This is a genomic window from Alsobacter soli (assembly GCF_003004785.1).
Taxonomy (GTDB): Bacteria; Pseudomonadota; Alphaproteobacteria; order Rhizobiales; family Beijerinckiaceae; genus Alsobacter; species Alsobacter soli.
Genome location: NZ_PVZS01000007.1, coordinates 11,915 through 27,606, shown reverse-complemented (window position 1 = coordinate 27,606; position 15,692 = coordinate 11,915). Strand labels below are relative to the sequence as shown.

The 15,692-nt window shown below is 70.1% G+C and carries 12 protein-coding genes and 1 tRNA gene; 4 read left to right on the top strand and 9 right to left on the bottom strand.

Going from position 1 to position 15,692, the window contains the following annotated elements; translation table 11 throughout:
* Positions 1-76 precede the first annotated feature (76 nt).
* Both SLNSH_RS07735 and SLNSH_RS07730 read left to right on the top strand, forming a co-directional pair.
* Entirely contained in the window at positions 77-1,264 is a 1,188-nt protein-coding gene (locus SLNSH_RS07735; protein ID WP_106336109.1) for an E22 family MetX-like putative esterase, read from the top strand.
* 112 nt (positions 1,265-1,376) lie between these two features.
* A complete protein-coding gene (locus SLNSH_RS07730; protein WP_106336108.1) occupies positions 1,377-2,501 on the top strand; it encodes a M20 family metallopeptidase in 1,125 nt (374 codons plus the stop codon).
* 12 nt (positions 2,502-2,513) lie between these two features.
* Here the strand turns inward: SLNSH_RS07730 and SLNSH_RS07725 are convergent, their stop codons facing one another.
* A complete protein-coding gene (locus SLNSH_RS07725) occupies positions 2,514-3,143 on the bottom strand; it encodes a MarC family protein (RefSeq protein ID WP_106336107.1) in 630 nt (209 codons plus the stop codon).
* 381 nt (positions 3,144-3,524) lie between these two features.
* Here SLNSH_RS07725 and gyrA point away from each other — a divergent pair, with 381 nt between their 5' ends.
* Both gyrA and SLNSH_RS07715 read left to right on the top strand, forming a co-directional pair.
* Positions 3,525-6,257 (top strand): DNA gyrase subunit A, encoded by a 2,733-nt coding sequence (gyrA, locus tag SLNSH_RS07720; RefSeq protein WP_210202492.1) that lies wholly within the window; start codon positions 3,525-3,527, stop codon positions 6,255-6,257.
* Between the two features lie 149 nt (positions 6,258-6,406).
* Positions 6,407-6,484, top strand: a tRNA-Pro gene (locus SLNSH_RS07715).
* Positions 6,485-6,817: 333 nt separating this feature from the next.
* On the opposite strand, the gene SLNSH_RS07710 is transcribed toward SLNSH_RS07715, so the two are convergent.
* The 8 genes from SLNSH_RS07710 to SLNSH_RS07675 are packed head-to-tail and all read right to left on the bottom strand — an operon-like array spanning position 6,818 to position 15,652.
* Positions 6,818-8,212 (bottom strand): dihydroorotase, encoded by a 1,395-nt coding sequence (locus tag SLNSH_RS07710; protein ID WP_106336105.1) that lies wholly within the window; start codon positions 8,210-8,212, stop codon positions 6,818-6,820.
* A 13-nt stretch (positions 8,213-8,225) separates the two neighbouring features.
* Positions 8,226-9,608 carry an MmgE/PrpD family protein gene (locus tag SLNSH_RS07705; protein ID WP_106336104.1) on the bottom strand — a complete coding sequence of 461 codons (1,383 nt, stop codon included), beginning with the start codon at positions 9,606-9,608 and terminating at the stop codon, positions 8,226-8,228.
* A complete protein-coding gene (locus tag SLNSH_RS07700) occupies positions 9,605-10,990 on the bottom strand; it encodes an FAD-dependent oxidoreductase (RefSeq protein ID WP_245422131.1) in 1,386 nt (461 codons plus the stop codon). The genes SLNSH_RS07705 and SLNSH_RS07700 overlap by 4 nt, the downstream gene beginning before the upstream one ends.
* The gene (locus tag SLNSH_RS07695; RefSeq protein ID WP_106336102.1) at positions 10,977-12,374 is read right to left on the bottom strand and encodes an MmgE/PrpD family protein; all 1,398 of its coding nucleotides are present in this window, start codon (positions 12,372-12,374) and stop codon (positions 10,977-10,979) included. The genes SLNSH_RS07700 and SLNSH_RS07695 overlap by 14 nt, the downstream gene beginning before the upstream one ends.
* The gene (locus SLNSH_RS07690) at positions 12,374-13,057 is read right to left on the bottom strand and encodes an ABC transporter ATP-binding protein (protein ID WP_106336101.1); all 684 of its coding nucleotides are present in this window, start codon (positions 13,055-13,057) and stop codon (positions 12,374-12,376) included. Before SLNSH_RS07690 ends, SLNSH_RS07695 begins: the two co-directional genes overlap by 1 nt.
* Before the next feature lie 4 nt (positions 13,058-13,061).
* Positions 13,062-13,820, bottom strand: coding sequence for an ABC transporter ATP-binding protein (locus SLNSH_RS07685; protein ID WP_106336100.1), 759 nt, complete (start codon positions 13,818-13,820; stop codon positions 13,062-13,064).
* Positions 13,804-14,697 (bottom strand): branched-chain amino acid ABC transporter permease, encoded by an 894-nt coding sequence (locus tag SLNSH_RS07680; RefSeq protein ID WP_106336099.1) that lies wholly within the window; start codon positions 14,695-14,697, stop codon positions 13,804-13,806. The genes SLNSH_RS07685 and SLNSH_RS07680 overlap by 17 nt, the downstream gene beginning before the upstream one ends.
* A gap of 4 nt (positions 14,698-14,701) precedes the next feature.
* Entirely contained in the window at positions 14,702-15,652 is a 951-nt protein-coding gene (locus tag SLNSH_RS07675; RefSeq protein ID WP_106336098.1) for a branched-chain amino acid ABC transporter permease, read from the bottom strand.
* Positions 15,653-15,692 lie beyond the last annotated feature (40 nt).

Below are 15,692 nucleotides of genomic sequence, written 5' to 3'. Positions count from 1 at the left end.
AGAGGCGTTGGCGCCTGCCGCGAACCGGGCCATCCTGCGCGGAAGCCGCACAGACGGCCAGCAGGGAGAAATCGCGATGAGGCTGGGACGGATCGCGCGGGCGGCCACGCTTGCGCTGGCGCTGGTGGGCGCGGGCTTGGGCGGAGGCGGCGCTGCCGCCGAGGACCTCATCGTCCAGAAGAAGACCTTCGAGATGCCGTCCTTCACCACCCAGGGCGGCAGGACCATCAAGAACGTGAAGATCGGCTGGGAGAGCTACGGCGCCCTGAACGCCGATCGCTCCAACGCCATCCTGGTCACGCACTTCTTTTCGGGCACCAGCCACGCCGCGGGCAAGTACGCGCCGGGCGACAAGACGCCGGGCTATTGGGACGCCATCATCGGCCCGGGCAAGGCCATCGACACGAACAAGTTCTTCGTGATCGCCTCCGACACCCTGGTGAACCTCAACACCGGGGACCCGAAGGTCGTCACGACCGGTCCCGCCAGCATCGACCCTGACACGGGCAAGCCCTATGGCCTGAACTTCCCCGTGGTGTCCTTCCGCGACTTCGTCGAGGTCCAGAAGGCGCTTGTGGAGAGCCTGGGCATCAGCAAGCTCCATGCGGTGGCCGGCGCCTCCATGGGCGCGCTCCAGGCCTATGAGTGGGCGGCAGACTATCCCGACAAGGTGGGGCGCCTGATGGCCGTGATCGGGGCAGCCGACAGCGGCGCCTGGGGGATCGCCTGGCTCGATGTCTGGGCCTCGCCGATCCGCGTCGACCCCAAGTGGAACAACGGCGACTACTACGGCAAGGAGCCGCCCACGGAGGGGCTGAAGCAGGCGCTCAAGGTGGTGTCCCTCCACGCCAACCATTGGCTCTGGGCCGAGAAGACCTTTGGCCGGGCCTGGGCCGAGGAGGGCAAGGATCCGGCGGCCGCCATCGGCAACCGCTACAAGATCGAGCAGGGCCTCGAACAGTCCGCCACGGCCCGTGCGGCTGTTTCGGACGCCAACCACTTCCTCTACCTGGTCAAGGCCAACCAGCTCTTCATGGCGGCGCAAGGAGAGCGGCTGAAGGCGATCAAGGCGCCGACGCTGATCCTCTACTCTCCGACAGATCAGGTGTTCGACCAGTCCTTCGTGAAGGCCACGGCCGACATCATCCGTTCCGGCGGCGCGCCCGTCGAGACGGGCGAGATTGGCGGGAATTTCGGCCATCTCAACGGCGTGGTGGCCATGGCGCCGCTCTCCGACAAGGTCCGCGGCTTCATGGAGAAGTAACGGGGAGTCCCTGCTCCATCTCGGGCCGATTACCTCCCGGGTGTTGTATGCGGCGCGCCGCGGTGCTCTAAGAGCGCCACAAAAAGCGCCACAGCTCCCAGGAGGCCGCCCCATGTCCAATAACGCCCTCGAGTCCATGCTGGACGGGATCTCGCGCTGGGTCGCGATCGAGAGCCCCACCCATGACGCCGCGGGCGTGAACCGGATGATCGACGCCGTGGCGGCGGACGTCGCGGGCCTGCCCATCGCGGTCGAGCGCGTGCCGGGCAAGGACGGCCTGGGCGACAGCCTCATCCTGCGCGCCGGCGCCCGGACGGGCGGGCGCGGCGTCCTCGTCATGTCCCACGTGGACACGGTCCATCCGGTCGGCACGCTCGCCAAGGACCTGCCCATCCGCCGCGAGGGCGACAAGCTCTACGGCCCGGGCATCTACGACATGAAGGGCGGCGCGTACCTGGCGCTGGAAGGCTTCAAGCGCGCGGCCGCGTCCGGCGAGGCGCGGGCGCCGCTCACCTTCCTGTTCACGCCCGACGAGGAGATCGGCTCGCCGACCACGCGCGCGCTGATCGAGGACCTTGGGTGCCAGGCCTCGGCGGTGCTCGTCACCGAGCCCGCCCGCGACGGCGGCAAGATCGTCACCGCCCGCAAGGGCGTCGGCCGCTTCGACGTGCAGGTGGAGGGCCGCCCGGCCCACTCCGGTTCGCGCCACCAGGACGGCCGCAGCGCCATCCGGGAGGCGGCGCGGCAGATCCTCCTGGTGGAAGCTCTCACGGATTACGCCCGGGGCGTGACCACCACGGTCGGCATGATGGCCGGCGGCACCGCCGCGAACGTGATTCCGCAATTCGCCCGGTTCTCGGTCGACCTGCGCGTCGTGAACCCTGCCGATGGGGAGGAATTCACGGGCCGCATCAAGGGCCTCGCGCCGGTCGATCCGGATTGCCGCATCACCGTCGTCGGCGACATGAACCGGCCGCCCTACAACAAGACCGCGGAGGTTGCGGCGCTCTACGAGCAGGCGAGGGCGCTCGCGGCCGAGATCGGGGTCGACCTGCAGGACGTGCCCATGACGGGCGGCGGCAGCGACGGCAACTTCACGGCGGCGCTGGGCATCCCCACGCTCGACGGCCTGGGCATCGACGGCGACGGCGCCCACACGCTGCATGAGCACGCGCTGATCTCGTCCATCCTGCCGCGCACGGCGCTGATGGAGCGGCTTCTGACGCGCCTGGGGTGAGCGCGGGGCCCCCTATCCCGCCAGGATCGCCTTGACGCCGTCGGCCACGAACTGCACGGCCAGCGCCGCCAGGATCACGCCCAGCAGGCGTGAGAGCACGACGTTGCCGGTGACGCCGAGCAGCCGCGAGATCTGGCTGGCCGTATAGAACACGGCCAGGCACGACAGGCAGACGCCGACGATCACGGCCATGAGCAAGCCGAGCCGCACGGGGTCGCTCCCGGCGCGCCCGGCAAGCAGGATTGTGGCCGTAATGGCGCCGGGCCCCGCCATGAGCGGAATGGCGAGCGGGAAAGCCGCCACGTTGCGGATGTGGTCGAGCGTGATCGCCTTCTCGGCCGTATCGCCCTTCCGCTCGCCGCGCCCGCCGAACACCATCTCGAACGCGATCCAGAACAGCAGCAGCCCGCCCGCGATCCTGAAGGCGGGGAGGGTGATGCCCAGCGCGTCGAGAAGCTTCGCGCCGGCGAGGCCCGACGCCCCCATGATCACGGCGGCGATGATGGAGGCGCGCACGCCGACTTGCCGCCGCTCCGCGTCGCTCATGCCGCGCGTCACGCCCAGGAACAGGGGCGCGAGCCCCGGCGGGTCCACGGTGACCAGGAGAGTGACCAGGGCGGAGGTGAGATAGTCGACGAGCATGGATGCACCCTAGGGCGCGCGGAGCCGCGCTGGCTAGCCGCGCCGCCCCCCGGAACGGCTTGCGCGCGCGCTTTCGCCCATGTTCATCCTCGGCTCGGCGCCGCGCTGCAGCAGACCCTCGCGGCGGCGCGAAAACCCCGAATCCGGGCCCGCCGCCCGCCACGGATCGGCCTTAATCTCACCTTTCCGCTAAGGCGTTGATCCGGTTGCGCTATTTGGGCGCGTAAAACGCCCGGTCAGGGTGGTCTCCGAACCCGGAATCGTTTAAGAGAAAGCACACGAAAACGATTATCGGACAGCACCTTGGCCGACCAAGAGAACAACGTCCCCGCCGGCGGCGGCGAGGGCCAGGACATCCGCCCTGTCTCCATCGCGGATGAGATGAAGCGCAGCTACCTCGATTACGCGATGAGCGTGATCGTGTCGCGCGCCCTGCCGGACGCCCGTGACGGCCTGAAGCCCGTGCACCGGCGCATTCTCTACTCGATGAACGAGAACGGGTATTTCCCGGACCGGCCCTACCGCAAGTCGGCGCGCGTGGTCGGCGACGTCATCGGTAAGTACCACCCGCACGGCGACCAGTCGATCTACGACGCGCTGGTGCGCATGGCGCAGGAATTCTCCATGCGCCTGCCCCTGGTGGATGGCCAGGGCAACTTCGGCTCCGTCGACGGCGACCCCGCGGCGGCCATGCGTTACACCGAGGTGCGTCTCGCCCGGCCGGCGATGACCCTGCTGGACGACCTCGACAAGGATACGATCGACTTCCAGCCCAACTACGACGGCTCCGAGAAGGAGCCCACGGTTCTGCCGGCCCGCTTCCCGAACCTGCTCGTGAACGGCGCCGGCGGCATCGCGGTGGGCATGGCCACCAACGTGCCGCCCCACAATCTGGGCGAGGTGATCGACGGCTGCATCGCCTATATCCAGGACCCCGAGATCACCGTCGAAGGCCTGATGGAGCACATCCACGGGCCCGACTTCCCCACCGGCGGCTCCATCCTGGGCAAGGCCGGCATCCGCAGCGCCTACCTGACCGGGCGCGGCTCCATCATCATGCGGGCCAAGACGACCACCGAGCAGATCCGCAAGGATCGCGAGGCGATCATCGTCACGGAGATCCCGTATCAGATCAACAAGGCGGTTCTGATCGAGAAGATCGCCGAGCTGGTGCGCGAGAAGCGGATCGAGGGCATCTCCGACCTGCGCGACGAGTCCGACCGCGACGGCATGCGCATCGTCATCGAGATCAAGCGCGACGCCATGGCGGATGTCGTGCTGAACCAGCTCTATCGCTACACCGCCCTGCAGACGAGCTTCGGCGCCAACATGGTGGCGCTGAACGGCGGCCGGCCCGAGACGCTGACGCTGCGCGACCTGATCGCCGCCTTCGTGGACTTCCGCGAGGAGGTGGTAAGCCGGCGCACGCGCTTCCTGCTCGGCAAGGCCCGCGACCGCGCCCACGTGCTGGTCGGCCTCGCCATCGCGGTGGCGAACATCGACGAAGTCATCCACACGATCCGCTCCTCCGCGGACGCGAACACGGCCCGCGAGGCCCTGATGTCGCGCAACTGGCCCGCGCAGGACGTGGCGCCGCTGATCGCGCTCATCGACGACCCGCGCCACCGGGTGTCGGAGGATGGCACCTACCGGCTGTCCGAGACCCAGGCCCGCGCCATCCTGGACCTGCGCCTGCAGCGCCTCACGGCTCTCGGCCGGGACGAGATCGCGGACGAGTTGAACAAGCTCGCGGCGGAGATCTCCGACTACCTCGACATCCTGCGCTCGCGCGAGCGCATCATGGGCATCGTCTCCACCGAGCTCGCCGAGGTGAAGGCGCTCTACGCCACGCCGCGCAAGACCACGCTGATCGAGTACGCCGAGTTCGACGACGAGGACCTGATCCAGCGCGAGGACATGGTCGTCACCGTGTCCCACGCCGGCTACATCAAGCGCGTGCCGCTCTCGACCTACCGGGCCCAGCGTCGCGGCGGCAAGGGCCGCTCCGGCATGCAGACCCGCGAGGAAGATTTCGTTTCCCGGCTGTTCGTGGCCTCCACGCACACGCCGGTGCTGTTCTTCTCGTCGCGTGGCCAGGTCTACAAGGAGAAGGTGTGGCGCCTTCCGCTCACCGCGCCCCAGGCGCGCGGCAAGGCGCTCATCAACATGCTGCCGCTGCAGGATGGCGAGCGCATCACCACCATCATGCCGCTGCCCGAGGACGAGGACGCCTGGGGCACGCTCGACGTCATGTTCGCGACCGCCTCCGGCGGCGTCCGGCGCAACAAGCTGTCGGATTTCGTGAACGTGAACCGGGCGGGCAAGATCGCCATGAAGCTGGACGAGGGCGACCATATCGTCGACGTCCAGATCTGCCGGGCGGACCAAGACGTCCTGCTCACCACCGCGCAGGGCCAGTGCATCCGCTTCTGCGTGGAGGACGTTCGCGTCTTCAAGGGCCGCGACTCCACCGGCGTGCGCGGCATCGCGCTGGGCAAGGCCGACACGGTCATCTCGCTCGCCATCCTCAACCACGTGGACGCCTCGGCCGAGGAGCGCGCCGCCTATCTCAAGATGCGCCGCGCGGTGCAGGGGGAAGGCGTCGGCGAGGACGGCGCCGTGGCGGACGACGAGGAGGCCGCCGCCCCGACCGCGTCCCTGTCGCAGGAGCGCTACGCCGAGCTTTCGGCGAAGGAGCAGGTCGTGCTCACCCTGTCGCAGCGGGGCTACGGCAAGCGCACGCTAGCCTACGAGATCCGCGTCACGAACCGCGGCGGCAAGGGCATCGTCGCCATGGTGGTGAACGACCGCAACGGGCCGCTGGTGGCCTCCTTCCCGGTCGAGCACTCGGACCAGATCATGCTGGTCACCGACGGCGGCCAGCTCATCCGCTGCCCGGTGGACGGCATCCGCATCGCCGGACGCGGCACGCAGGGCGTCATCGTGTTCAACACGGCCAAGGACGAGAAGGTCGTCTCCGTGGAGCGGATCTCGGACGAGGGCGAGGACGCGCCCAACGGCAACGGCCATGGCGAGGCCAATGGCGACGACTCCTTCCCGGGCCCGGACGCGCCCGATGTGGGCGGCGGCGCCGGCGCTCCGCCGGAGGCCTGAGGCCAGCATCCGAAACGGCCGGCGAATGCCGGCCGTTTCCATTTTTGTAAGAACCCTCAGCCACTTGGCGGGAATTCCGCAGGAAAGTCGCACAAACCCGTCGGAACCTGTTGCGCCCACCGCTGCGGCTGCGTATAAGCGCGCCAAGTCGGAGTGTAGCGCAGCCCGGTTAGCGCACTAGTCTGGGGGACTAGGGGTCGTGGGTTCGAATCCCGCCACTCCGACCATCACTTCCTTGGGTCATGGGCTGACCCAGGAACGCCGGCTCCAGGGGCCGACCCGCCAAGGGTGGCGTAGGTCCGAGGGGCCCAACTTCTCTCCTGACGATCGCCGATTGCACGCCGGCTCACGCCCGGCGATGGACGTTTGGCGCACCGAGCCCTTCTCGTATGGGCGGGTGATCCCTGCCGCGTATTCCACGCTGTCTGTCACGGGACCAAAGTGACCACGGAGACCCGGCCCAAGATGGCCGGATCGCCGAGGCTGCTCTGCCGGGAATGGCGAGGCTGCTCACGCGCCGTGCGGCGGATGTGCCGGGCGCGGCGCCCGCATGCGGCCTGCTAGCCTTCGAGCTTGCGCCTCACGTAACGACCCCAGCCGGTTGCGTCGTCGGCCAGCGCGCCGTCCCTGAGAACGGCCTTCCCGCGCACGAAGGCGTGCCGGACGGATCCCTTCAGGGTCTCGCCTTCGTAGATCGAGTATCCGGCGCTCGAGACCACATCCGCGCGCTCGACGGTCCAGGATGCGTCGGGGTCCACCACGGCGAGGTCGGCGTCCAGACCGGGCGCGATGGCTCCCTTGACGTGCCCGAGGCCCATCGCCCGCGCGGGATTGGTCGCGGTCAGCTCCGCGATACGCTCCAGCGACAGTCCGCGCTTGTGGTGGCCCTCGCTGATCAGCACCGGCAGCATGGTCTCCATTCCCGGGCAGCCGGGGGAGGCGGCCCAGATCCCGCCCTGCTTCGACGTGATGTCCCGGTGGACGTGGTCCGTGCCGACGGTGTCGATCTCGCCGTTGATGAGGCCCTGCCACAGGCGCTCGCGGTCGGCGGGTTCGCGCAGGGGCGGGTTGATCTTGCCGATGTCGCCGCCGCTCCAGGTGATGTCGTGGGTCAGGTAGTGGGGGCAGGTCTCGATGAACACCTTGGCGCCCGCCTGGCGGTGGCGCAGCGCCGCTTCCAGCGCCTCGGCCGAAGACGTGTGGACCACGTAGAGCGGGGCCCCGGCGCTGTGGGCGATGTAGGCAGCCCGCTGCACGGCGTCAGCCTCCACGAAAGGCGGGCGGGTCGCGTTCCAGGTGGCGAGGCCGCCCCAGCCTTCCGGGTCCTGGGCCTTCACGCGCTCGCGCAGCACCCAGGCGATCTCGATGGTTTCGGGGTGCGGGCAGACCATGCCGCCATTGGCCGCCGCCGCTTCGGCCAGCCGGAACAGGAAGCCGTCATCGATGTCGGGCAGCCCGAGGCGGGCGCCTTCCCCGCCACGGTTGTTCATGAAGATCTTGAAGCTGGGAGCGCCATACTCGCGGACATAGGACGGCACGCCTGCGAGTTGCTGCTCCGTCGAGATGATGAAGTGATAGCCGAAGTCGACGCGGGCGCCTTGCTCGGTGACGGAGACCACGTCGTCGAAGATCGTCTCGAAGGGCTCGCTGGCCATGAGGTAGGGGACGATGGTGGTCACGCCGCCCTTGGCCGCCGCGGCCGTCTCCCGGTCGGCGTCGCCCGGCTCGCGCGGACGGGAAATGTCTTTGCCGTGCCCGAGATGCAGGTGGACGTCGATCGCGCCGGGCATGACGACGAGACCCTTGGCCGACAGCGTCTCCTGGGCCGGCGCGGCTTCGCCCGGCGCCAGGATCGCGGCGATGCGGCCATCCCGGATGGCGATGTCGCAGGCCGTCCGGCCGCGGCCGGGCAGGATCGCCTCGCCGCCGCGGATCACCAGGTCGTAGTCGCTCATGGTCTCGTTCCTTTCACAGGGCGGGGGAGGGGCCGCGCAGCGCCGCGGTGACGGCGCGCAGGTCGGGCGCCTCGTCCAGGTGATCGATGGCCGCCTCCAGGGCGGCCACGGACTCCGCCGAAAGCGCCAGGCCGGCGTTGGCCCGGAACTTGGCCCGGACCGCGGCGTCTCCCGCCGGCCGGTTCCGGTTGCCGTAGACGTCGTCGATGCGGACGGTCCGGGTCTGGCCGTCAGCCGTGACGCAGACGATCTCGGCCTCGAAGGCCTGGGGGAAGCGATCTTCGGCCAGCGGCTCCCAGCGGATCCGCTGGGCCAACGCCAGTGCGGCAGGGTTCAGCGGGTCTTCGAACGTAGCGAGATCCACGCGCCCGTCCACCAGACGGGCCGCCACCGCCACCGGCAGGCTCCAGCGCGCGGCATGGCTTGTCGGTGGCGCGCTCTTCTCGCCCCACGGTTCGCACACGATCGGCGCTGCGCCGGCCGGGGCGCGGCACAGCAGGGTTTCGACCCGGTCCGCCCTGACCCCATCCTCGGCCAAGCGTCCGGCCGCCTCGATGAAGGGGTGCAGGTAATGGCAGCAGGGGTGGAACTTGAACGCGGCGTCCGGCAGACGCCAGTGCGTCCCCAAGTCGGCCAATTCGCTCCCGAAGGCGTCAGCCGCGTCGGGCGCGCCCGCGAAGCTCGTAAACAGGCCGAAGCGGCCCTCGAACGCCGTCTCGGGACCGCCCATGCCGGCTTTGGCGAACTGCGCCGCGATCACCCCGCCATGAGCCGCCCAGCCCGGGTGGAGCGATTTGACGGAAGAGCCATTGCTCAGGAACTCGAACACGCCCGAGCCCTGGCTGAGCGCGATTCCCAGGGCCGCGACGGACTGGTCTTCCGCGAGCCCGGAGAGTTCGGCCGCGATCAAGGCGGCGGCCATGGCCCCGCCCACGGAGGTGACCTGGAAGCCCCGCTGCTGGAAGCGCCCCCGGGCGGCGAGGCCGACCCGGATCAGCATCTCCCAGGCGCGGGCGTAGGAACCCAACATGGCGCCGCCGCTGGCGCCATGCGCTTCAGCCACGGCCAGCGCGGCAGGCGCGAGCACGGCGCTTCCGTGGACGATGCTCTCGGTGTGGGTGTCGTCAAACTCGAGGCTGTGGATCAGCCCGCCGTTGACGAGCGCCGCATCGGCGGCGCCTGCGCCCCGGCCCGCGCCGAACAGGGTGGCTGGCCCCCTGGCCGGGAGCCCGGCCGCAAAGGTGCGGTAGGCCTGGCCCTGCGCCCCCTGGGAGGCCGCGAGCCCGACGCCGATGGCGTCCAGCAGGTGCAGCCGCGCTGCGTGCGCGACGGCGTCCGGAAGGCGCGCCGCCCGCAGTTCGGCTGACCGTCGAACAAGCGTCCGCGACAGCGTCACCGCGTTTCCTCCTGGATCTCACGCGCCGCCGCGAGGGCGGCGAGGCGGCCCAGCGCGATGGCCGAAAGGAGGCCGTTGCCGGACGCGTAGCCGAGCGCCCCGGCGCGCCCGCTGATGCCCGCGGCTGCGCCGCCGCCCGCGAACAGGTTCGGCACGCGGCCGCCATCCGGCCGAAGCACGTGGGCGTCGCCGTCCACGCGCAGGCCGCCCTGGGTGTGGAACAGGCCCGGCACCACGCGCGCGATGAAGTAGGGCGCCTGCAGCGGCCCCAGCCCGAAGTCCTTCCGGCCCTGGGCGTCGGCGCCGGAACCAGAGGCGGCCGCGTTGTAGGCGGCGATCTCCGCCGCGAGCGCGTCAGCGTCGAGTCCGTAGAAGGCGGCGAGCGCCTCCGGACTCTCGGCCTTCTTCACGCCGCCGTAGTTGGCAAGCTCCAGGAACTCCTCCTCCTGGGCGGCGATGTCGAAGATCTTCTGGTCGAAGATGGCGTAGGCGCGCTGGCCATGCTCCAGCACCACGCGCGCGTAGCCCGAATAACCCAGGCTCTCGTCGCCGAAGCGGCGCCCGTCCTCGCCCACGAGAATCCCGCCCTTCTCGATCGTCGTCCAGGACAGGAGGCCGCCATGGGGGTCGGCCACCGCCGCGTAGCCCTGGTAGGCCTGCATGTTGGCGAAGCCGGCGCCGAGCTTCTCGCCCCAGATCACGGCTTCGCCCGTCGACCCGAGCGCGCCGAAGTACTGCGCGCCGGCGATCTCCGGGCAGAAGCGCCGGACCAGCTCCGGGTTCCCGGCGAAGCCGTTCACCGCCAGGATGACCTTGCGGGCCCGCAGCTCCGAGCGTGCGCCCTGGTTCTCCACGACCGCGCCGACCACGGCGCCGTCCTCGACGATGAGGTCGCGCACGGCGTTGCCGACCGCCACCGGGATCTCCCGGCGCTCCGCGGCGGCCAGCAGGTCGTCCACGAGGTCCTGGCCCCGGCGCGACACGGGCGCATGGAGGCGCGGGACGGAATGGCCGATGTGCTTGTAGGCGGTCACGAGCTTCAGGCGCGCGCCGACGTCGTCGACGAGCCACTCGACGGTCTCGGCCGACACCTCCGCCATCCGGCGCACCAGGGCGATGTCGTCCGTCTCCTTGGCGATGCCCATCAGGTCGCGCACATAGGTCTCGGGATCGTCCTTGATGCCGGCCTCGCGCTGGAAGCGGCTGTTGGCGGCCGGCACGGAGCCCGTGGACAGGGAGGAGTTGCCGCCGGGCCTGTCCATCTTCTCCAGGATGGCGGCGCTGACCCCGGCGTCGTGAGCCGCGATGGCCGCCGCGAGACCGCACGCGCCCGCGCCGATCACCAGAACATCCACATCCACCGCCATCTCACGCCGCTCCACTGATCATGTCCTGCACCACCGCCGGCCAGGGACGCCGCAAGGACGTCTCCCCGGCCACCGCGGCCGCCAGCGTCATCGCCATGCGCGGGAAGACGCCACACGTGTTCTCGGAAAGCTTCGCCAACAGGGTGGCGTCGTCGAAGGGCTGGTCGGCCCCGCCGCGGGCGCTTTCGCAGGCCGCGGTCCATTCCTCCCCGTCGCGGAACCGCCAGGTGACCCGCGCCGGCCGATCCTTGGGCCACTCGCCCACGGCCGTGTGCGGGAGGAGGCGCACCCGGGAGCGCAGCGCCGCAATGCGCGGCTCCGCCAGGGTGTCGTCCGCGAAGGCCCGGGCTCCGCCCGTTCCGAGCAGCGCCGTCGCGGCCACCGCGTGGGGCATGGAGAACTTCGCCGCGAGGCCCGTCTCGGGCGCGACATTGGTGAGGGTCAGGCCCTTGGGGTGGGTTTCGACGGCGAGTTCGGCGATGTCCGCCGCCGCGCGCCCGCTCCCTTCGAGGCGGTTCACGAGCTCGAGCGAGGCTTCCACCGCCGAGTGGGCGTACTGGCAGCAGGCGAAGACCTTGTGATAGCCGCCCGCGATGGCCCAGCGGCTCCCGAGCTCGTCCACAAGCGCCTCGGGGACAGCTTCCGCGCCCAGGCAGTTGACGAAGACGTCGTAGACGGTGGCGTCGATCCCCGCGATCCCGAAGCTCGCCCAGTCCGCCGAGCGCAGGCCGATCCAGGCGCCGGCCGCGGTCCAGGCGTTGCGCACCAGGGCGCCCTCCACGGCGTGGTTGTACGGTCCAGCGAAGCTCATGCTGGCGGCCCCGGACACGGCGCCGAGAAGGGCGCGCGCATCAAGGCCGCGGATCAGGCCCGCCCCGGCGGCGGCGCCCACGGTCGCAAAGGCCGCATGGGGGTGGACCCGCATGGAGCCGAACGGAAAGGCGAGCGCGCAACGCGCCGTGATCTCGTAGGCGAGCGCCACCGCGTTCAAGACGTCGCCCAGCGTGGCGGCCCGGCGCTCCGCCTCGGCCAGCAGGGCCGGGAGCAGGTAGGCCCCGGCATGGCAGGGCGCGGCCCGGAAACCCTCGTCCAGCTCGCACCAGGTCGCGGCCACGCCGTTCGCGGCGGCGGCCGAATAGCGGTCGAGCCGTGGCGCGCCATGGCGGAAGACGGTGGCCTCGCGGCTGGCGGAGTCCTGCTCGAAGGCGTTCTGGGCGAGCAGGACCTGCGGCTCGGCCGTGGCGGCCACCATGGCGCCGATGTCGTCCGCCAGCACCAGCGCCGCGCGCCGGCGCACGTGCTCGGGCAAGTCCTGGCCCAGCCGCCCGGCCGACCACTCGATGAGGCCGCGGAATGCCGCCGCCGTGCGCGCCCGGACGTCGTTCGTGTCGCTGTTCATCAGAACCATTCCCAGAGATCGGGCTTCTCGGCGAGCTCGCGCGCCTCGCCCTGGAAGACGGGCCGGCCTGACTTCAGGATCAGCGCCTGGTCGACCACCTTGAGGGTCGCGGGCACGTTCTGCTCGACGATGATCAGCCCGGTGCCGAAGGCCTCGCTGACCTTGAGCATCTGGGCCATGACATTGCGGACGATCACCGGGGCGAGGCCGGTGGAGGGCTCGTCCAGCAGCAGCCACTTGGGCTGGGTCATCAGCGCCATGCCGAGGGCCAGCATCTGCTGCTCACCGCCCGACATGGACCCGGCCCGTTGCGACCGGCGCTCGTCCAGCACGGGGAAGAGCTTCAGAACCTCGCGGACGAAATTCTGGTCGAACAGCAGTCCCGAGATATGGAGGTTCCGCTCGACGGAGAGGTTCGGGAACACGTTGTGTCCCTGCGGCACGAAGGCGATCCCGCGCCGAACGGTCTCGGGCACGCGCCCGGGCGGGACTTCCTCGCCCTGGAAGCGGATCTGCCCCTCCGCCGGGGCGTGCGCGCCCATGATGCAGCGCAGCAGCGTCGTCTTGCCCGCGCCGTTGTGCCCGAACACGCCCAGGCGCGCGCCCGGCTTGAGGGCGATGCTGACGTCGTGCAGCGCCGTGAGCGTGCCGTAGCGAGCCTTGATGTGGTCGATCTCGAGCATCGGCTCAGGTCCCGAAATAGAGTTCGGTCAGCCGGGGATCGGCGATGAGGTCGGCGACGGCGCCGCGCGCGAGCACGCGCCCGGCGAACATGAAGACCCCTTCGTCGCAGAGGTCCCGGATGAAGGCGACGTTGTGCTCCACCACGCACACCGCCACGCCGGAGGCGGCGAGGTCCCGCACCACGTTCTGGATCGTCTGGTAGGCCTGGCCCTCGACGCCCGCCATGGGTTCGTCGAGCAGCAGGCATCGCGCGTCGTTCATCAGCGCCCGCGCCACCCCGACGAGCTTCTGCTGGCCGAAGGTGAGCCCGCCCGCAGGCTTGTTCGCCACGTCCGCGAGGCCGGTTCGCTCCAGGATCTGGAGCGCCTTGCGGCGGGATTCGGCCTCGGCCTGTCGCACCACGCCGGGGAAGAAGGCCAGCCGCAGCAGGCTCTCGCCCGCATAGCGTCGCGGGGCGACCATCAGGTTGTCGAGCACGGAAAGGGAGGGGAACAGCCGCAGGTTCTGCCATGTCCTGCTGAGGCCGAGGCGCGCCCTCTGGTGCATCTTCATGCCGTCCAGCGGGCGGCCGTCCAGCCGCACGCTGCCGGCGTCCGGCCGGACCACGCCGGAGATGAGGTTGAACAGCGAGGTCTTGCCGGCGCCGTTCGGGCCGATGAGCCCCAGCACGCGCCCGGCCGTCAGCGTCAGGTCGATGCCGTCCGCGACCACGATGCCGCCGAAGCGCTTCTCCAGACCTCGGATTTCAACGACGGCCGACATCATGGGCCTCCTTCGCGCCGGTCCAGACGTCAGCGGCGGGGATCAGCCCCTGCGGGCGGATGAACATGAAGACGAGCACCAGGCCGGTGAACAGCAGCCCCTGCAGCGGGCCGAGCAGGCTCGGGGGGAGGTTCATGAAGGTGATGGCCTGCGGAAGCGCCTGCAGCATCACCGCGCCGACCACCGGTCCCCAGGTGGTGCGCAAGCCGCCGACCACCACCATCGTCAGGATGGCGGACGACTGCAGGATCTCGAACTGGTCCGGGGCGAGATAACGGAACTGGTGGGCATAGAGGGCCCCGGCGAACCCCGCCAGGCCGCAGCCGAGGGCGAAGCTGCCGACCTTCATGGCGACCGCGTTGCGGCCTAGCATGGAGAAGGCGAGCTCGTCGTCGCGCAGGGCGCTCATCGCCCGCCCATAGGCGCCGTGGGCGACCGCCCGCACCGCGAGGACGGACAGGGCGGCGACCACCACCACGATGACTGCGTAGACCCAGTGCGGCGTGGATGGCGCGAACGCGGCCGGGATGTTGGTGAGCCCGCCGGCGCCGCCGGTCCAGGACACGTTCTTGATGATCTCCAGCAGGCCGAGCTGGAAGCCTATGCTGGCGATCAGCAGGTAGTCGCCCGACACCCGCAGCGAGGGCAGCGCCAGCAGGATGGAGGCGGCCACAGCCAGGAGCGCCCCGGCGAGCATGGCCAGAGGCGCCGGCCATCCGAAGTCGCGGGCCAGCAGCGCCGAGCCATAGGCCCCGATGGCGTAGAACACCGGGTGGGCGATGGAGATCAGGCCGGCGTAGCCGATGACGAGATTGAAGCTCGAGGCCAGGACCACGTAGAGCCCGACCAGGATGATGATGGTGTAGAGGTATTCCATCGGCTCACACCTTCTGGGGGTCGGAGGTCGGCGAGGCGTCGAGCGTCGGGGTCGGCGTCTTGCGGGTCAGACGGCGCGAGCGCTGCGGCAGGCGGATGCCGTTCGGGAAGAACACGATCGCCAGGAACAGGAAGACGTAGAGAAGAAAGCCCTGCCATTCCGAGGGGATGAACAGCACGCTGGCGTTCTGTACGACGCCAAGCAGGAGGGCGGTGATGGCCGCGCCCCAGAGATTGCCGATGCCCCCGATGATCGTGGCCGCGATGGCGAACAGCATCAGCTCGATGGAGGTCGTCGGCTGCACCTGGGCGCGGGTTCCGTACAGGAACATCGCGAGCGCCACGAGCAGCGCGGAGATGACCATCGCGAACAGGAACACCCGCTCCTTGGCGATTCCGTAGAGCTCGGCCAGGTCCGGGTTGTCGGACACCGCCACCATGAACTGGCCCATGCGGGCAAAGCGCAGGAAGCCGAACAGGGCGGCGACGGCCAGGAGCATCGCTCCCACGGCCGGGAGATCCCATGCGCTCACCGCGATCCCGCCCACGAGGGTGACTGGCCAGAACAGGGAGGGGAAGATGGTGGCCGGCCAGGTCCCGAAGACCAGCATCGCGATATACGCGACGAGCTCCGAGATGATCAGCGTGAAGATGAACACGAACATCTGCGCGGCGCGACGCCGCCGCAGCGTGCGGAAGCCGAGGACCTCGATCAGGAGCGCGATGGCCAGAGAGCCGGCGAGCGCCGCCAGGAACCCGAGCCAGGAGGGCAGCCCTGCCAGCGCCACGGTGGCGTGGGCCGCGTAGAAGCTGACCGTCATCATCGCCGCCTGGGCGAAGTTGAAGACGCGATTGACCTTCAGGACGAGCGCGAACGCGAGCGCGAACAGCACGGCGTAGCTCGAGGTCGCGAGCGATGTCCAAAGGATCTGCGCGATGATATCGGCGGAAAGCATGGGTCCCTCCCCAGGGCCGGCGGCGAGCTTGTCCCGCCGC